This is a genomic window from Pseudoduganella sp. R-34, assembly GCF_049904655.1.
GTDB lineage: Bacteria > Pseudomonadota > Gammaproteobacteria > Burkholderiales > Burkholderiaceae_D > Rugamonas.
This window is the reverse complement of the sequence record NZ_CP184572.1, coordinates 1,871,348-1,887,905: the sequence shown is the minus strand read 5'-3', so window position 1 is coordinate 1,887,905 and position 16,558 is coordinate 1,871,348. Positions and strand designations below refer to the sequence as shown.

At 61.5% G+C, this 16,558-nt stretch carries 11 protein-coding genes; all 11 read right to left on the bottom strand.

Features of this window, described 5'->3' with window-relative positions; genetic code table 11:
* Window positions 1-7: 7 nt before the first annotated feature.
* The 11 genes from ACN9MW_RS08675 to rimP all read right to left on the bottom strand — a co-directional run bounded on the left by ACN9MW_RS08675 (window position 8) and on the right by rimP (window position 16,356).
* Entirely contained in the window at window positions 8-3,106 is a 3,099-nt protein-coding gene (locus tag ACN9MW_RS08675) for a TonB-dependent receptor (RefSeq protein WP_426169849.1), read from the bottom strand.
* Between the two features lie 263 nt (window positions 3,107-3,369).
* Complete coding sequence (typA, locus tag ACN9MW_RS08670) at window positions 3,370-5,205, bottom strand: translational GTPase TypA (RefSeq protein WP_426169847.1); 1,836 nt, start codon at window positions 5,203-5,205, stop codon at window positions 3,370-3,372.
* Between the two features lie 73 nt (window positions 5,206-5,278).
* Window positions 5,279-5,998, bottom strand: coding sequence for a LytR/AlgR family response regulator transcription factor (locus ACN9MW_RS08665; protein ID WP_426169845.1), 720 nt, complete (start codon window positions 5,996-5,998; stop codon window positions 5,279-5,281).
* Window positions 5,995-7,092 (bottom strand): sensor histidine kinase, encoded by a 1,098-nt coding sequence (locus ACN9MW_RS08660; protein ID WP_426169842.1) that lies wholly within the window; start codon window positions 7,090-7,092, stop codon window positions 5,995-5,997. The genes ACN9MW_RS08665 and ACN9MW_RS08660 overlap by 4 nt, the downstream gene beginning before the upstream one ends.
* A gap of 70 nt (window positions 7,093-7,162) precedes the next feature.
* Window positions 7,163-9,142: a M13 family metallopeptidase gene (locus tag ACN9MW_RS08655; RefSeq protein WP_426169839.1), complete on the bottom strand. Its 1,980-nt coding sequence runs from the start codon at window positions 9,140-9,142 to the stop codon at window positions 7,163-7,165.
* Window positions 9,143-9,253: 111 nt separating this feature from the next.
* The gene (locus ACN9MW_RS08650; RefSeq protein WP_426169836.1) at window positions 9,254-9,835 is read right to left on the bottom strand and encodes a hypothetical protein; all 582 of its coding nucleotides are present in this window, start codon (window positions 9,833-9,835) and stop codon (window positions 9,254-9,256) included.
* On the bottom strand, window positions 9,832-10,758 hold the full coding sequence (truB, locus tag ACN9MW_RS08645) for a tRNA pseudouridine(55) synthase TruB (protein WP_426169834.1): 927 nt from the start codon (window positions 10,756-10,758) through the stop codon (window positions 9,832-9,834). Before truB ends, ACN9MW_RS08650 begins: the two co-directional genes overlap by 4 nt.
* On the bottom strand, window positions 10,755-11,156 hold the full coding sequence (gene rbfA, locus ACN9MW_RS08640) for a 30S ribosome-binding factor RbfA (RefSeq protein WP_426169831.1): 402 nt from the start codon (window positions 11,154-11,156) through the stop codon (window positions 10,755-10,757). The genes truB and rbfA overlap by 4 nt, the downstream gene beginning before the upstream one ends.
* Window positions 11,157-11,353: 197 nt before the next feature.
* Window positions 11,354-14,242, bottom strand: coding sequence for a translation initiation factor IF-2 (infB, locus tag ACN9MW_RS08635; RefSeq protein WP_426169828.1), 2,889 nt, complete (start codon window positions 14,240-14,242; stop codon window positions 11,354-11,356).
* A gap of 63 nt (window positions 14,243-14,305) precedes the next feature.
* On the bottom strand, window positions 14,306-15,871 hold the full coding sequence (nusA, locus tag ACN9MW_RS08630) for a transcription termination factor NusA (protein WP_426169826.1): 1,566 nt from the start codon (window positions 15,869-15,871) through the stop codon (window positions 14,306-14,308).
* Window positions 15,868-16,356, bottom strand: coding sequence for a ribosome maturation factor RimP (rimP, locus tag ACN9MW_RS08625; RefSeq protein ID WP_130315189.1), 489 nt, complete (start codon window positions 16,354-16,356; stop codon window positions 15,868-15,870). The genes nusA and rimP overlap by 4 nt, the downstream gene beginning before the upstream one ends.
* Between the last annotated feature and the right edge of the window lie 202 nt (window positions 16,357-16,558).

Genomic DNA, 16,558 nt, shown 5'->3' with positions numbered 1-16,558 from the left:
TTACTCCTTAGTGCGTATAAGTCAGGCTCACAAAATATCGACGTCCGGAGAAGGCCAGCTCGTTCACGCGGAACAGGTCGCCGGCATCGGTGACTTGTTCCTGGTCGGTCAAGTTCTTGCCCTCGATGGAGAAGGTCAGGTTCTTGTTGAAGCGGTACTGGAATTTCGCATCCAGGAAGCCTGTCTTCTCCTGGAAGTTCGGATTACCCGACACGTCATTACCGCCGGTGAAGAAGCGGTCGCGATAAGTATATGCGATACGTGCGTTGTACTCATTGCGGTCATACCAGAAGGCGATGTTGTAGCTGTTCTTCGACAAGCCCGGATATGGCAGCTCGGTCCCGTCCAGGGCATTCACCAGCGCCGTGCCGGCAGCGTACTTGAACTTCATGCGCGTGTAGTTGGTATCGATGCCGAGACCACCGAGCCAGCCAGGCAGCATGGTCAAGGCCGTGCGTGCCGTCAGCTCGATGCCCTTGGTGGTTGCGCCCTGGCCGTTGATCGGTTGGGTCACGTCGAACAGCACGCCATCCTTGAACAAGTCGACCTTGGGCACTACCGCCTTGTCGACGATGTAGCTGGTGATCTTCTTGTTGAACAGGCCCATGCTCAACTGGGTATCCTTGCTTGGATAGTATTCCAGGCTCAGGTCAGTATTGGTTGCGCGGTATGGCTTCAGGTCAGGGTTGCCGGCCTTGCAGTCGTCAACGCCATCGCCCCCGAATTGCGCCAGGCCACTGCCTGCGGTACAGGTGGCGTTCGGCACCAGCAAGTCGATCTTCGGACGCGCCAGCACTTTGCCCCAGGCGGTGCGGACCAGGAAAGTGTCGGGGACAAGCCACAAGCCGGCGTTCACGCTCGGCATCCAGTCGTGATAGGTGTTGTCGACGGTAGCGATGCCGTTGGAAATGACGCGGTCGACGAAAGACGTGCTGCCAGGCGCAGTGGCGACCCGCACCTGGTATTTCGCCAGACCGGTGGCACTTTCCTGGGTACGGGCATAACGCACGCCGATGTTGCCGAAGAGTTGGCGCTCTGCCAGCTCGGTGCTGAAGTCCAGGCGGCCGTAGCCGGCAAGCACGCGTTCCTCCGCCTTGAATGCAGGAATCTGCGGATAGGTCTTGCCGTCGCTGCCCGGTGCGTTGTACAGGTATTGGTGGGTAAAATTCGACGTATCGAAATAAGGCGCCGCTGCCTGGTAGTTGGGGCTCAACCAGCCCGAAGGCATGTTGCTGACGCCATCGAAGCCCTTGAAGAAGGTGCCCGGCGAAGTTCCGCGCACGGCGGCCACCAGCGCTTCCATCTGCGCCGCATTGATGTACTTGGTCGAAGAAGTCGACGAGATAAACGGCTGCACGTCCGCAGCACGCACGACACCGGTCTTGTTCAAAGGATCGTAGATCAGCGTCTGGTTGACATTGGCCTGCAATACGTTGACGTCGTCCGCAGTCGAGGCCAGGTTCGCACCGTTGCTGGCCAGGTAGCCGCCGCCGCCATATTTTTGCGCCGTCGAGCGGCGGCCCTGCACGCCGAACCACAGCTTGCGGAAGAATGGGTTATCCAGCTTGTACTTGAAATCCAGCTTGCCCTGGTCTTCCGTGTTCTTGGTTTCCGAAGGCCGGTATTGCAGCTGTACTTGCGTATAGGAGGTGTTGGCATCCGGCGAATACCCTGACGGGAATTCGAAATGCGGCAAGCCTTGCGCATCCAGCGACACCTTCAGGCCGGGCGCATTCTGCGTCATCGAAATATTATTGCTCTGCGAGCTGTATTTGGACTTCGACGTATTCAGCAAACCGTCCACCTCCCAGGCGCCGGTCTTCCAGTTGAATCCCGTGGACAGGTAATCCGAGCGGACCTTCAGCGAGAAGTCGCGCGCCGACGTACCGAAGGCGCCCTGTCCGCCGGCGCCGCCCACATACAGGCAGTTGCCGATTGTGTATTGGGTCACATAATGGTTTTGCACCGTGACGCCTGCGGGAGTGTTCGTGGTTGGGACGCCCACGCAGCTGCCTGCGGTGGTCGGGACGCCTGTGGCGGGGTTATACACCGGCGCGGTGCCGGCATTGGACAGGCGGCTGACGTTGCCCAGGTCCGTGCCGAAGTTGCGGTCATTCAGGCGCTGGTCCTGGTCATTGCCTTCGTAGCTGACAAAGGCCCGCAAGCCCGGCGTGAACTGGTATTGCGCCGTCAGTTCCGCCGAAGTGCGTTGATGGTCGCGGGTCCAGATGCCGTAGCGCGAAATACCCGGCGAATAGTCGGACCATTGCGCGTTGCAGGCGGTGCGCTGGGCCGAGGTCAGCGTCGTCGACGCGCAGCCGGCAGGCGTGCTCACAGCCGCCACGGCCGGGTCAAGGCTGGTGACGGTCTTCTCCGGCGAGAAGTCCCAGTCGCGCAGGAAGCGCCACGAAGTATTGCGCGCGTAGTCGTTGCGGGTGAAAACCTTGTCGTAGACGATATTGGCCATCAGGCCCAGCTTGCCGTCCAGGTATTTGTCGGCCAGCAGCAAGCTGGCACGCGGCTGCGCGCCGCCACGGCTCGTCGCGCGTTCGGCCGAAATTGTAGTGCTGAGGGTGGGCTTGGTGAAGTCCAGCGGCTTGCGCGTGGTGATGACCACCGTACCGCCTACGCCGCCTTCCGTCAGGTCGGCGGTGGTTCCTTTGTAGACGTCGATCGACTGGATCAGTTCCGATGCCAGCTCGCGTAATTCCGCGCCGCGGCCGCCGCCATCACCCGTGGCCAGCACCGACATGCCGTTGATCTCCACCCGGTTCAGGTCCGGCTCAACGCCGCGGATGGAGACCTGCGAGCCTTCGCCGAAATCGCGGGTCAACTGCACGCCGGTGATGCGCGACAGCGCCTCGCCCACGTTCTTGTCCGGGAACTGGTTCACGTCTTCCGCCACCAGCGAATCGGAGACGGTGCTGCTGCGGATCTTGCGCTCGATGGCCGACGCCACGGAAGCACGCGTGCCGCTGACGGTCACCACATGCGTCGCTTGCTGCTCCGCCTCCTGCGCAAAGGCGCCGCTGGCGACCAGTTGCGATACCAAAATGAACATCGTTCGATTGAACAGTCGGACTTTCCTGTACTGCGGCTGACTCACGGTGATCTCCTTGTTGTAGTTTTGCTTGCTTGGTGAGCCGATTCTAAGTGAGCCCTGTAACGAAAAATCACGGCTCTGCCAAAGAATCACTACGATGATCAAAGTGTTGAAAAAAACCCGCAGTTAAAGGCGTTCTACGAATAAGGATATGCTTGCTGCAATGCGCAAACGATCAATCCGGTGATTGCTTGTTACGCGCAGGCGCAAAGAAAAAGCCCGCCGGCTCTTGCGAGGCGGCGGGCTGGCGCGATGCGCTGAGGCGATTACGCGTTTTCTTTGGAAGCGCGCTTGCGCTCGTGTTCCTTCAGGTAGCGCTTGCGCAGGCGGATCGACTTAGGCGTGATTTCCACCAGCTCGTCGTCCTCGATGAATTCCACTGCGTATTCCAGCGACAGCTGGACTGGCGGAACCAGGCGCACTGCCTCGTCGGTGCCGGAAGCGCGCACGTTGGTCAGCTGCTTGCCCTTGATCGGGTTCACCACCAGGTCGTTGTCGCGCGAGTGGATACCGATGATCATGCCTTCGTACACTGGGTCGTTGTGCACCACGAACATGCGGCCGCGGTCCTGCAGCTTCCACAGTGCGTAGGCAACGGCCTGGCCGTCGTCCTGGGAGATCATCACACCGTTGCGGCGGCCAGCCATTTCACCCTTGGAGGTGTCGACCGGAGCGTAGGCGTCGAACACGTGCGACATCAGGCCGGTACCGCGGGTCAGGGTCATGAATTCGCCCTGGAAGCCGATCAGGCCGCGCGCAGGAATACGGTACTCCAGGCGCACACGGCCCTTGCCGTCCGATTCCATGTTCTGCAGGTCGCCACGGCGGCGGCCCAGTTCTTCCATCACGCCGCCCTGGTTGGCTTCTTCCACGTCAACCGACAGCATTTCGTACGGCTCATGGCGCACGCCGTCCACCATCTTGAACACAACGCGTGGACGCGACACGGCCATTTCGAAGCCTTCGCGACGCATGTTCTCGATCAGGATGGTCAGGTGCAGTTCGCCGCGGCCGGACACTTCGAAGATCGTGTCGTCGTCGGTCGGGGCAACGCGCAGTGCCACGTTGGATTTCAGTTCCTTGTCCAGGCGGTCGCGCAGTTGGCGCGAGGTCACGAACTTGCCTTCGCGGCCAGCCAGCGGCGAGGTGTTGACCATGAAGTTCATGGTCAGGGTTGGTTCATCCACGGTCAGCATTGGCAGCGGATCAGGGGTGTCGGCTGCGCACACGGTGGAACCGATGCCGATTTCCTCGATACCGTTGATCAGGACGATGTCGCCTGCGACAGCTTCGTCAACCAGAACGCGCTCCAGGCCCTTGAAGTTCAGCACCTGGTTGATGCGGCCCTTGATCGGGGTAGCGCCTGGACCGTCGACAACGACCACGTCCTGGCCTGCTTTCACGCGGCCACGGTTGATACGGCCGATACCGATCTTGCCCACGTAGGACGAGTAGTCCAGCGAGGTGATTTGCATCTGCAGCGGGCCGTCCGGATTGTCGTCGCGCACCGGCACGTACTTCAGGATCGCTTCGAACAGCGGCTTCATGTCGCCGCCGCGCACGTCTTCGGTCAGGCCGGCGTAGCCGTTCAGGCCCGATGCGTAGATGATCGGGAAGTCCAGCTGTTCATCGGTTGCGCCCAGCTTGTCGAACAGTTCGAAGGTCTGGTTGATCGCCCAGTCAGCGCGCGCGCCAGGACGGTCGATCTTGTTCAGCACCACGATCGGCTTCAGGCCCAGGGCCAGCGCCTTGCGGGTGACGAAACGGGTCTGAGGCATCGGGCCTTCCTGCGCGTCGACCAGCAGCAGCACGGAGTCGACCATCGACAGCACGCGCTCCACTTCGCCGCCGAAGTCGGCGTGGCCTGGGGTGTCGACGATGTTGATGTGGGTGCCTTCGTACTCAACGGCGCAGTTCTTCGACAGGATGGTAATGCCGCGTTCTTTCTCCAGATCGTTGGAGTCCATGACGCGGTTGTCAACCTGCTGGTTCTCGCGGAAGGTACCGGATTGCTTCAGCAGCTGGTCCACCAGGGTGGTTTTGCCATGGTCAACGTGGGCGATGATGGCGATGTTGCGAATTGCGCGTTTAGTATTAGACATGATTTGTGTATTGACAGGAATTCTGCACGTGCGGAAGCACTGAACCCACTAGTATAGCATGGTGTGGCGCGACTTAGAAACTGAGCAGCTCTTTCAACTCGGCTGCGTTGCGGCGCGAAATTTCCAGCACCTTGCCGCAGGCGAGGGTCACGTCGTAGCCTAGATTCATCGACTCCTCGATGCGCACAATGGACTGCAGGTTGACGATGTGCTGGCGATTGGCGCGGAAGAAGAACTGCCTGGGCAGGCGGGCCTCAATGCTGTTCAACGACTTCTTGACGTAGGCGCTCTTCTCGCCGAAGAACACCCGTACGTAGTTCCTGCAGCTCTCGATGTAATGGATCGCGTCAAGCGACACCAGGTGGCAGCGGTCGCCATCCTTGATAAAGATCCTGCTGTTAAATTCCAGTTCCGGCTTGTGCACCTCATCCTCGTCCGAGGCACCGGGGGCACCCGTCAGCTTGGCTATGGCCAGGGCCAGGCGTTCGGCGCTGATCGGCTTCAGGAGATAATCGACCGTATGGAAGTCGAAGGAACGGATGGCATGTTCCGAATAGGCGGTGGTGAATATCACGCGCGGCACATAATCGAGCTGCTCCAGCAAATCAAAGCCTGTGGCACCGGGCATATGGATGTCGAGGAAAACAACTTCGGGCCGCGTCTCCCGCATCAATGCCAGCGCCGTGCTCGGATGGTCCGCCTGTCCGATCACGTCCATCGCGGGGAAAGCCTGCAGCATGCGCACCAGCCCTTCGCGCGCCAGGCGGGAATCTTCAACGACAACAGCTTTCACTTTGCATATTCCTTGGGTAATGTCACGGTCACTTTAAACTGGCCGGCGCTGCGCTCGACCAGCATGGCGGCCAGTTCGCCATACAGCAGCTTCAAGCGGCGTTCGATATTCTGCAAACCGATACCCATGCCGCCTGTCTTGCCGGGCGCCTGTTGCGGCGTATCGTTGCAGACTTCGAATACGAGGCAATCACCGCGGTCGGCCAGGTCCACCGCCAGCCTGCCGCCGCGCTGGAGGTTCTCCAGGCCATGCTTGACCGCATTTTCAACCAGCATCTGCAGCACCATCGGCGGCACCAGGGCGCCGTGCAATTGCTCGGGAATGCGGATCGCGAAATCCATGCGCTCTTCCAGCTGGATCTTCACAATGTCCACGTACTGGTGGATGATGGCCAGCTCACGCCGCAAGCTCACCTTGTCATGGCGACTGCTTTCCAGTGAATAGCGCAAGATGTCCGACAGCGACGTCGTCATGCGGTCGGCCAACTGCACGTCCTCATGCATCATGAAACGGATGTTGTTCAAGGCGTTGAACAGGAAATGGGGGTTGAGCTGGTTTGACAGGCTGCTCAACTGGGCTTCCTTCAAGCCGTTTTGCAGACGCAAGGTCTGCAATTCCGTCTCCCGAATGCGTCGCATCGAGGTGACGCTGGTATAGATGAAGCACCAGATGCAGACAAAGAGCTGGCTTTGCACCGCCTGTTCAACGAACGAATCGAAGTAATAGCGCCGGGGGTCGAACGACATCCCGAGAGCCTGGTACTGGACACGCACATCGCCGATGAACGGCGGAGCGACAAGCGACACGACCAGCCCCCCGATGGCGATGCCCGCCACCGCGCTGTAGCCCACCGCGATGAAAACAAGGCGTCCCATGGACAGTCGCTGCCATGCGCGGCGCAGGTAAAGCCAGCGGAAACACAGCACTGCCACCGTGTATACCGGCATCCACACCGTGCTTGCCAGCAGCTTGCTGGCGACGCGGTAGCCGGCGAAATAGATCATCAATGCCGACACCGCAAAGCCAAGGGCGAGCGCGCTGCCATGGAAGATCCAGAACTGCCTGTCGCGCGGGAAGAAGAAGGGTTGACGCATGCAGGTGGCAGGCAAAGGATTCGAGTACCGCATTCTAGGTGACTTTTATGCAATAAGCGAGCTATGCGCCTCACCACGCCCGAATACGCTCATCCGCCGGCTTGAACATGGCATCGCCCGGCTTGGTGGCGAACGCCTCATGGAAGGCGTCGACGTTCACTGCCGGCCCATTGGCGCGAAACTCGTTCGGCGCATGGGGATCGGACGCCAGCAGCTGCAGCACCCGTTCGTCGCGCGCCTTCTTGCGCCAGCTTTTTGCAAAGTTCAGGAAAAAGCGCTGCTCGCCACTGAAGCCGTCCACCAGCGGCACGACTTTGCCGGCAGATGCGAGCTGATACGCGCGGAACGCCACCTGCAGCCCGGCCAGATCGGCCATATTCTCCGCCAGCGTCATGGCGCCGTTGACGTACTTGCCCGGCAAGGCCTCGTAGCGCGCGTACTGCGCTTGCAGACGCTGCCCGATTTCCTCGAAAGCTTTGCGATCGGCATCGGTCCACCAGTTGCGCATGACGCCATCGCCATCAAACTGCGCGCCCATCGAATCGAAACCGTGGCTGATCTCATGGGCAATCTGGACCCCGATACCGCCGTAGTTGGCCGCATCGTCCGCTGCCATGTCGAACAAGGGCGCCTGCAGCAGGCCGGCCGGCAAGTTGATTTCGTTCAGCATCGGATCGTAGAAAGCGTTGACGGCAATCGGGGACATTGCCCATGCGCTGCGGTCCATCCGTTTGCCCGCCTGCGCCGCCTTGTATTCCCACTCGAAACGACGCGCTCGGTGACGGTTGCCAAGGGCATCGCCGTCACGCACGACAAGCCCGGCATAATCGCGCCACTGCTCCGGATACCCGATCTTGGCCTGGTATTTGGACAGTTTGGCCAATGCCTGCTCACGTGTCGCCGCGGACATCCAGCTGCTGTCGGCAATCACCTCGCTATAGGCGCCCAGCAGGTGATCGACCATGGCGCTCACGCGCGCCTTGTGCGCAGCCGGGAAATGGCGTTCGACATACACTTTGCTTAACGGTTCGCTCAAGGCCGAGCTGAGCTCGATGATCGCGCTTTCGGCACGCGGCGCTTCAGCGCCCAGGCCGCCAAGGGCCCTGCCCCTGAAAGCAAACCTGGCGTCGCGAAAAGCCTTCGGCAATACCGGTGCCGCTTCGTCCAGGCTGCGCAGCTTGAAGTACATCTTCCAGTCGTCCAGGGGAACTGCGGCGAACAGCGCGGCAATCGCCTTGGCCGGCGCAAGCTGCGCCACCGTTACCGCTTCGTCCGCGGGCATGCTGGCGGCGCGCATGAAGGCCGGCCAGTCGATGCCGGGCGCATGCCGCAGCAGCTCGCGCGCGTTCATCGGGTTGTGCATCAGCGCCGGATCGCGCGCCTGCGCCAGCGGAAGCTGGACTGCAGCAATGCGCTGTTCAAGCGCCAACACGCGTGCAGCCATCGCTGCGGGCTGCGGCTGGCCCGCCAGCGCCGCCAGCGCCCCAAGGTACTCGCGGTAGGCCGCGCGCGCTTTCGCCATCGGAACGTCGTCCGGCGACAGATAGTAATCCCGGCTCGGCAAGCCAAGCCCGCCTTGCCACATCATGACGCGGTTCAGCGTCGGATCCTTGAAGTCGGCAAAGCCGCCCCACAGCCACAGCGGCGTCTCGATGCGTCCCTGCGCCCGTCCCATCCACCGGGCCAGCTCACGGCGATTGCCAATCGCGTCAATCTCGGCCAACAAGGGCCGGACCGGCGCCAAGCCTGCCTTTTCAATCCGTCCGGTATCCAGGTAGGCCGCGTAGTAGCTGCCGATCTTGCGCTCAATGCTGCCCGCGCGCTGCGGCCGCGCGGACAGCTCCTCGACGATTTCGCGCACGCGTTGATCGACGATATCGGGCAGCTCCGCACCGTAGGACTCGGTGCGGCTGGCGGGAATGGTGGTGGTCTCGATCCAGGCGCCGTTGACGGCCCGGTACAGGTCATCCTGGATGCGCGGCGCAGCGGCGCCGGCCTGGGCGGCGAGGGAAGCCAGCACGGCCAGGCTGGCAAGCTTCAGCAGTTTCATGGTGAGCCTTTCGAATGAATTGGTGGTTCATTCTCGGACCTCTTCCTTGAGCCTGGAAAAAAAGGGGCCGAACGGCGCTATGCGAGGACAGGTGGCAAAAAACCTGGGCGCTCAGGCAATCGAAATCAGCAGACTGCTTCGCTCGTCCTTTGCCATACGGAGTAGCGCGAGAATCTCGCGTACTGCATCTTCGCTTTCGGAATGTGCATGGTCCTGCAACCTGTCGCAAAAATCCGCCACCTCATGCGGCAACAGCCAGGACCAGCGGAACACGCCGGCTGCCGATCGAAAAGTATGGCCGCTGCACTCAGCCAGCGTGTTGCCCGCGAACAGGCGCCGATAGTATTCGCACACTTCGGGGCTGGCAGCCGGCAGGACCCGCGCGAGCTCCATCGGGTAGCAATGCCCGGTCGCCGGCGTGACGTCCTGCTCTCCATGCCGGGCGGTCATGGTGCAGAAGATCCAGTAATCGTGCATGAGGCGGTCGATCAGGCATGCTTCGTCCAGATGGGCAGTCTTCAGCGCTGCAGCGCCGCGCAGTGAAATGTCCGCAAGCTTGGCCAGCGCCGCAGGCGGATATTCGCCGGATAGTTCTCCTGCCAGGTCAAGAAGCCAGCTTTCGAATTCGGCGGCATCGGCGAGAAACCTGGAGCGGAGGCCGTCAGGTGCGCCGAGTTCAAAGTACGCCTTCACGCAGCTGCGATCAAGCGCTCCGGCGCCAGGATGGCATATTCGCCGAAGATGCCAGTGCCGAGCAGGCGGCCGGCTTCATCGTAAATGCGCACCCGGCCCTCGTATGGCGTGGGGACGGCAATGCTCGGCTCTTTGCCGAGCGGCAGGCGTTGGCCGTGCAGGAAGCGTTTCGCAAGGTCGGCGTTCAGCACGATGCGCGGGAAAGAGGACAGCAGTGCGTCCACTGGCGCCAGCAGCTCGCGTGGCGCAGCGTGGGCGGCCAGGTCTTCCAGCGCGACCATCTTGTCGGTGGTCAGCGCGCCGACTTGCGTACGGCGCAGGGCATTCAGGTGCGCACCGCAGCCCAGGGCGGCGCCGATGTCTTCGCCCAGCACGCGGATGTAAGTGCCTTTGCTGCAGGTGACTTCAATGCGCAGGAACGGCGCCTCATAGCCGACGATTTCCAGCTTGTGGATCGCCACGTCGCGCGCCTCGCGCTCAAGCGTAATGCCTTCGCGGGCGTATTCGTACAGGGCTTTGCCATCGCGCTTGAGCGCGGAGTACATCGGCGGCACTTGCTTGATCGGTCCGCGGAAACGGGGCAGCACGGCTTCAATGTCTGCCAGCGTCGCGCCGACGTCGCGCGTTTCCAGCACCTGGCCTTCGGTGTCGCCGGTGTCGGTGCGCACGCCAAGGTGCACGGTGGCCAGGTAGGTCTTGTCGGCTTCCAGCAGGTCTTGCGAGAACTTGGTCGCTTCGCCGAAGCACAGCGGCAGCAGGCCGGTGGCAAACGGGTCGAGCGTGCCGGTGTGGCCGGCTTTTTTCGCGTTCATGAAGCGCTTGGCCTTGATCAGGGCGTCGTTGCTGGACAGGCCAACCGGCTTATCGAGCAGCAGCACGCCGTTCACCGCGTCGCGCACGCGCTTTACACGTGCTTCGGTCATTCTTCGTCTTTGTCTTCTTCGAAGTCGGCGGCGCGGGTGGCATTGGCCTTGTCGATCAGGGCGGACATCGCCATGCCGCGCGAGGCGGACATGTCGTGCAGGAAGTGCAGCTGCGGCAAGGTGTGGATGTGCAGGCGCTTGCCCAGCTGGTTGCGCAGGTAGCCGGCGGCGGCGGCCAGGCCGGCCAGGGTGTTCTTGATCGACTCGGGATCGTCCTTCAGGGTGGTGAAGAAGACTTTCGCATGCGCGTAGTCGGGCGTCAGCTGCACTTCGGACAGGGTAATCATTCCGACGCGCGGGTCCTTCACTTCGAAGGCGATCAGCTCGGACAGGTCTTTCTGGATTTGATCCGCCACGCGCAGGCCGCGCTGGGGGATGGATTTGCTGTGTTTTGCCATGATTTTCTTTCCTTTTAAACCGGTAAACCTGTGTCTGACCCGCAGGGTCAGACACCGATACGCGGCTGCCGTGGGCCAGGTGCCTGACCCTGCGGGTCGGGCATCGGTTTGCCGGTTTTCATAAAACTAAAAGGCGGGTGCCCTGCCCCGCTCTCGCGAGGCGGGAAGCACCCGCCGTGTATCGCGCCGTCCTGCTGTTACAGGGTACGGGCGATCTCCTGCACTTCGAACACTTCGAGCACGTCGCCTACGACGATGTCGTTGTAGCCCTTCAGGTTCAGGCCGCACTCCAGGCCGGCGCGAACTTCCTTCGCATCGTCCTTGAAGCGCTTGAGCGAGTCGATCTCGCCGGTCCACACCACGATGTTGTTGCGCAGCAGGCGGACGGAAGACGAACGCTTGACCACGCCATCGGTAACCAGGCAGCCCGCAATCGCGCCGACCTTGGAGACGTGGATGACCTGGCGAATCTCGACCTGGCCGGTAACGTGTTCGCGCTTCTCCGGCGCCAGCATGCCCGACAGCGCCGCTTTGACCTCTTCGATCGCATCGTAAATGATGTTGTAGTAGCGGATGTCGACGCCGTTAGTCTCGGCCAGCTTGCGCGCCTGTGCATCGGCACGGGCGTTGAAGCCGATGATGACTGCCTTGGAGGCGGTCGCCAGGTTGACGTCCGATTCCGAGATGCCGCCCACCGCTGCGTGCACGATCTGTACGCGCACTTCGGAGGTCGACAGCTTCTGCAGCGAGCCGACCAGCGCTTCCTGCGAGCCTTGCACGTCGGTCTTGATGATCAGCGGCAGGTTCTTCACTTCGCCTTCGGCCATCTGGTCGAACATGTTTTCCAGCTTCGCGGCTTGCTGCTTGGCCAGCTTCACGTCGCGGAACTTACCTTGGCGGAACAGGCCGATCTCACGGGCCTTACGCTCGTCAGCCATGACCATCGCTTCTTCACCGGCGGCCGGCACTTCGGTCAGGCCCTGGATCTCCACTGGGATGGAAGGACCTGCTTCCGCGATCGACTTGCCGTTCTCGTCCAGCATCGCACGGACGCGGCCGAAGGACGAACCTGCCAGCACCACGTCGCCGCGGCGCAGGGTGCCGGATTGCACCAGGATGGTGGCCACAGGACCACGGCCCTTGTCCAGGCGAGCTTCCACTACCAGGCCGCGCGCAGGCGCTTCCACCGGGGCTTTCAGTTCCAGCACTTCGGCTTGCAGCAGCACTTGCTCCAGCAGGTCGTCGATGCCCTGGCCGGTCTTGGCGGACACCGGCACGAACGGCGAATCGCCGCCGTATTCTTCCGGCACCACCTGTTCGGCCACCAGCTCCTGGGTCACGCGGTCAACGTTGCCGCCTGGTTTGTCGATCTTGTTGATCGCCACCACCAGCGGCACGCCTGCTGCCTTGGCGTGGGCGATTGCTTCCTTCGTCTGCGGCATCACGCCGTCGTCGGCCGCCACGACCAGGATGACGATGTCGGTTGCTTTCGCACCGCGGGCACGCATTGCCGTAAAGGCTTCGTGGCCCGGGGTATCCAGGAAGGTGATGATGCCGCGCGGGGTTTCCACGTGGTAGGCGCCGATGTGCTGGGTAATGCCGCCGGCTTCGCCCGACGCGACTTTGGCGCGGCGGATGTAGTCCAGCAACGAGGTCTTGCCGTGGTCGACGTGGCCCATCACGGTCACCACTGGTGCACGCGGGGTTGCTTCGTATTCGGCGTGCTCGCCCTGGTCGGCCAGCAGCGCTTCCGGATCGTCGACGGCGGCAGCGAAGGCCTTGTGGCCCATCTCTTCCACCACGATCATCGCGGTTTCCTGGTCCAGCACCTGGTTGATGGTGCACATCTGGCCCAGCTTCATCAGCTGCTTGATGACTTCGGATGCCTTGACCGCCATCTTGTGCGCCAGTTCGGCCACGGTGATGGTTTCCGGCACGTGCACTTCATGCACGATCGCCTCGGTCGGCTGCTGGAAGTTGGTTTCGCGATCGTCATGATGACCACCGCGACGACCGCCCTTGCCGCCTGCACGCCAGCCGTCACGGCCGCCTGCATTGGCGCCGGTGTTGCCACCGCGGCCTTTGCCTGCACCGCCGCCTGGAGCGCCACGGCGCTTTTCATCCTGCCAGGTCGAAGCCACGTTGGCCGACTTGATGGACTTCTTGTCGCCTGGCTTGCCTTCTTTCTTGTCGCCGGCTGGAGCTGCTGCGGTCGTCGCAGGCTTCTTGTCAGCAGGCTTGTGCAGCGTGCCTTCGGCGACTTTCGGCTTGACGGCAGCGGCTGCCGGGGCCGGCTCAGGAGCCTTCATCACGCGGCGCGGCTGGCTCATCATCAGCTTGATCTGGGCCACTTCGTCTGCCACAGCTTTACGGGCACGTTCGGTCGCTTCGGCGCGCTCGGCGGCTTCCTTGGCGGCGATTTCGTGCTTGCGCTTGGACTCTTCGGCATCGGCCAGGCGCTTCTTCTCTTCTTCTTCGGCGGCGGCTTTCTGCGCGGCGCCGGCTGCAGCGGCGGCAGCAGCCTTCTCGGCGGCGGCCTTGTCGGCTGCAGCCTTCTTGGACTGTTCTTCCGCTACGCGCTTGGCTTCCTCTTCGGCGGCTTTGGCTTGTGCAGCCTTTTCCTCGTCGAGCTTGGCCAGGCGTTCCTGTTTCTCTTTCAGCTCCGCTTCCTGGCGGGCGATCAGCTCGGCCTGGCGGCGTGCTTCTTCTTCACGGCGCGCCTGTTCGGCAGCGTCGATCACCGGCGCGGCCGGCTTGGCGGCGGTGGTGGTCACCACGTCGTCGCGCTGGACGAAGGTGCGCTTCTTGCGCACTTCGACCTGGATGGTGCGGGCCTTGCCGGAGGCGTCGGCCTGCTTGATCTCCGTGGTCTCTTTACGAGTCAGGGTGATCTTTTTCTTTTCGCCCGGCTCTGCGCCTGCGCCGTGGGTACGGCGCAGGTGTTCCAGCAGCTTGTCCTTATCATCTTTTGACAATGGATCTGACGCCGAACTCTTTTCGACGCCAGCAGACTTCAGCTGCGACAGCAGCAAATCTGCAGGCATCTTCAGTTCGGTGGCAAATTGGGCTACGTTGTTACTCGCCATTCAGTCCTCTTTTCTATGTGTCTCGATGATAAATAAAGCTGCTACTGCTGTTCAGGCCATTCTTTAGGCCTTGGCCGCTTCGGACGATGCCCAGGCCTTGGCTTGCAGGGCCTTGGCGCGATCATCGTACTTACCGTCGACCAGCTTCATTTCATCGTCGGTCACATTCTCAAACTCATTCGAAATCAGTTCACGCGCGCGGTCGCTCGACAATGCCAGGATGGCGCCGAACTCGTCATAGGCCAGACCGGCAAATTGCGCCAGGGTCTTGATGCCTGCGAGGCCCAGCTTGCCCGCGGTGACGCGGTCCATGCCTTCCAGGCCAACCAGCTGCTCTTCCATGCCTTCCAGGCCTTCTTCCGAAGCGATGGCTTCGGTCACCAGGGCGTCGCGGGCACGGGTACGCAGCTCGTTGACGGTGTCTTCGTCGAACGCTTCGATGTCCAGCATCTCGGAGATCGGCACGTAGGCGATTTCTTCCAGGCTGCTGAAGCCTTCTTCCACGAGGATGTCGGCCACTTCCTGGTCCACATCCAGTTTTTCCATGAACAGTGCGCGCACGGCAGCGGTTTCGGTGGCCAGCTTGTCGGCCGATTCTTCCGCGGTCATGATGTTGATCTTCCAGCCGGTCAGCTCGGAAGCCAGGCGCACGTTCTGGCCGGAGCGGCCGATGGCGATTGCCAGGTTTTCTTCGTCAACCACCACGTCCATCGCGTGCTTGTCTTCGTCAACCATGATCGAGGACACGTTGGCAGGTGCCAGCGCGCCGATCACGAATTGCGCTGGATCTTCCGACCACAGCACGATGTCCACGCGCTCGCCGCCCAGCTCGCCGGTCACGGCCTGCACGCGCGAACCGCGCATGCCGACGCAGGTACCGATCGGGTCGATGCGCTTGTCGTTGGTGTGCACGGCGATCTTGGCGCGCACGCCGGCGTCGCGCGCAGCGGATTTAATCTCCAGCATGCCTTGTTCGATTTCCGGCACTTCCAGTTCGAACAGCTTCATGATGAACTCTGGCGCGGTGCGCGACAGGATCACTTGCGGGCCGCGCATATTGCGGTCAACGCGCAGGATGTAGGCACGCACGCGGTCGCCGATACGCAGGTTTTCCTTCGGGATCATCTGGTCGCGCGGCAGACGGGCTTCGATCTTGCCGGATTCGACGATCGCATCGCCGCGTTCCATGCGCTTGATGGTGCCGGTGACCAGCGCGTCGCCGCGCTCCAGGAAGTCTTGCAGGATCTGCTCGCGTTCAGCATCGCGCACGCGCTGCAGGACCACTTGCTTAGTGTCCTGGGCGAAGCGGCGGCCGAATTCCACGGATTCGATCGGCTCTTCGATGTATTCATCGACTTCGATGTCAGGGATCTGCTCTTTCGCTTCGAACAGCAGCACTTCCTGGTCAGGCAGTTGCAGGCCGGCTTCGTCCGGCACTACGTGCCAGCGGCGGAAGGACTCGAACTCGCCGCTTTCACGGTCGATCGAAACGCGAATATCCACTTCGCCTTCATAGCGCTTCTTCGTGGCTTGCGCCAGTGCGAACTCGAGCGCGCCGAACACGACTTCCTTGTCGACGTTCTTTTCGCGCGCCAGCGCATCAACCAATAACAATACTTCGCGACTCATGCTTTGCGGCTCCCAAAATTCACCTGCGGCACCAAGCGTGCCTTGTCAATGTCCGCGAGCGTGAAATTCAGCACCGCAGGACCTTCTTTACCTTCAAATTCAATACCCAGTTGATCGCCTTCAGGCTCCGTCAGGATGCCCTGGTAGGACTTGCGATTTGCAGTGCCTGGAATGGCCATGCGCAGCTTGACGATCGCTTCGGAGCCGGCAAAGCGGACGAAGTCGCTGAACTTGCGCAGCGGACGGTCCAGGCCAGGCGACGAAATTTCGAGGCGTTCGTAAGGAACGTTCTCGACCGTCAGCACGTGCGACAGTTGGTGGCTCACCGTGGCGCAGTCTTCAACCGTGATCGGGCCCTTTTCTTCTGCATCTTCCGCCGTGAAGTCGATATAAACACGCAGCAGTCCGCGTTCGGCCCGTTCGAAATCGACCAGGTCGTAGCCGAGGCCAGCGACGGTTTTTTCAATCAATTCAGGCAGTTGCAAAAGAAATCTCCAGATACTTAAAACGATTCAACCAAAAAAAAATGGGCAACTGCCCATCTTTCGTTACTGCAGCCAGATGAAAGCACTCTCGGCAAAAATACCTGCGAAGAACTTTAACTAGGCTGCTCATTATAGCGCCTTATTGACTTCGCTGCAATGCCACATACCACAGCGGACGAGGGTGTAACAATAGGAAGGTGCT

Bases quoted from the DNA above. Each gene is read 5' to 3' on its own strand.
- ACN9MW_RS08655 (WP_426169839.1), bottom strand. From the start codon at position 9,142: ATGAAACTGCTGAAGCTTGCCAGCCTGGCCGTGCTGGCTTCCCTCGCC.
- truB (WP_426169834.1), bottom strand. From the start codon at position 10,758: ATGACCGAAGCACGTGTAAAGCGCGTGCGCGACGCGGTGAACGGCGTG.
- infB (WP_426169828.1), bottom strand. From the start codon at position 14,242: ATGGCGAGTAACAACGTAGCCCAATTTGCCACCGAACTGAAGATGCCT.
- ACN9MW_RS08660 (WP_426169842.1), bottom strand. From the start codon at position 7,092: ATGCGTCAACCCTTCTTCTTCCCGCGCGACAGGCAGTTCTGGATCTTC.
- typA (WP_426169847.1), bottom strand. From the start codon at position 5,205: ATGTCTAATACTAAACGCGCAATTCGCAACATCGCCATCATCGCCCAC.
- nusA (WP_426169826.1), bottom strand. From the start codon at position 15,871: ATGAGTCGCGAAGTATTGTTATTGGTTGATGCGCTGGCGCGCGAAAAG.
- rbfA (WP_426169831.1), bottom strand. From the start codon at position 11,156: ATGGCAAAACACAGCAAATCCATCCCCCAGCGCGGCCTGCGCGTGGCG.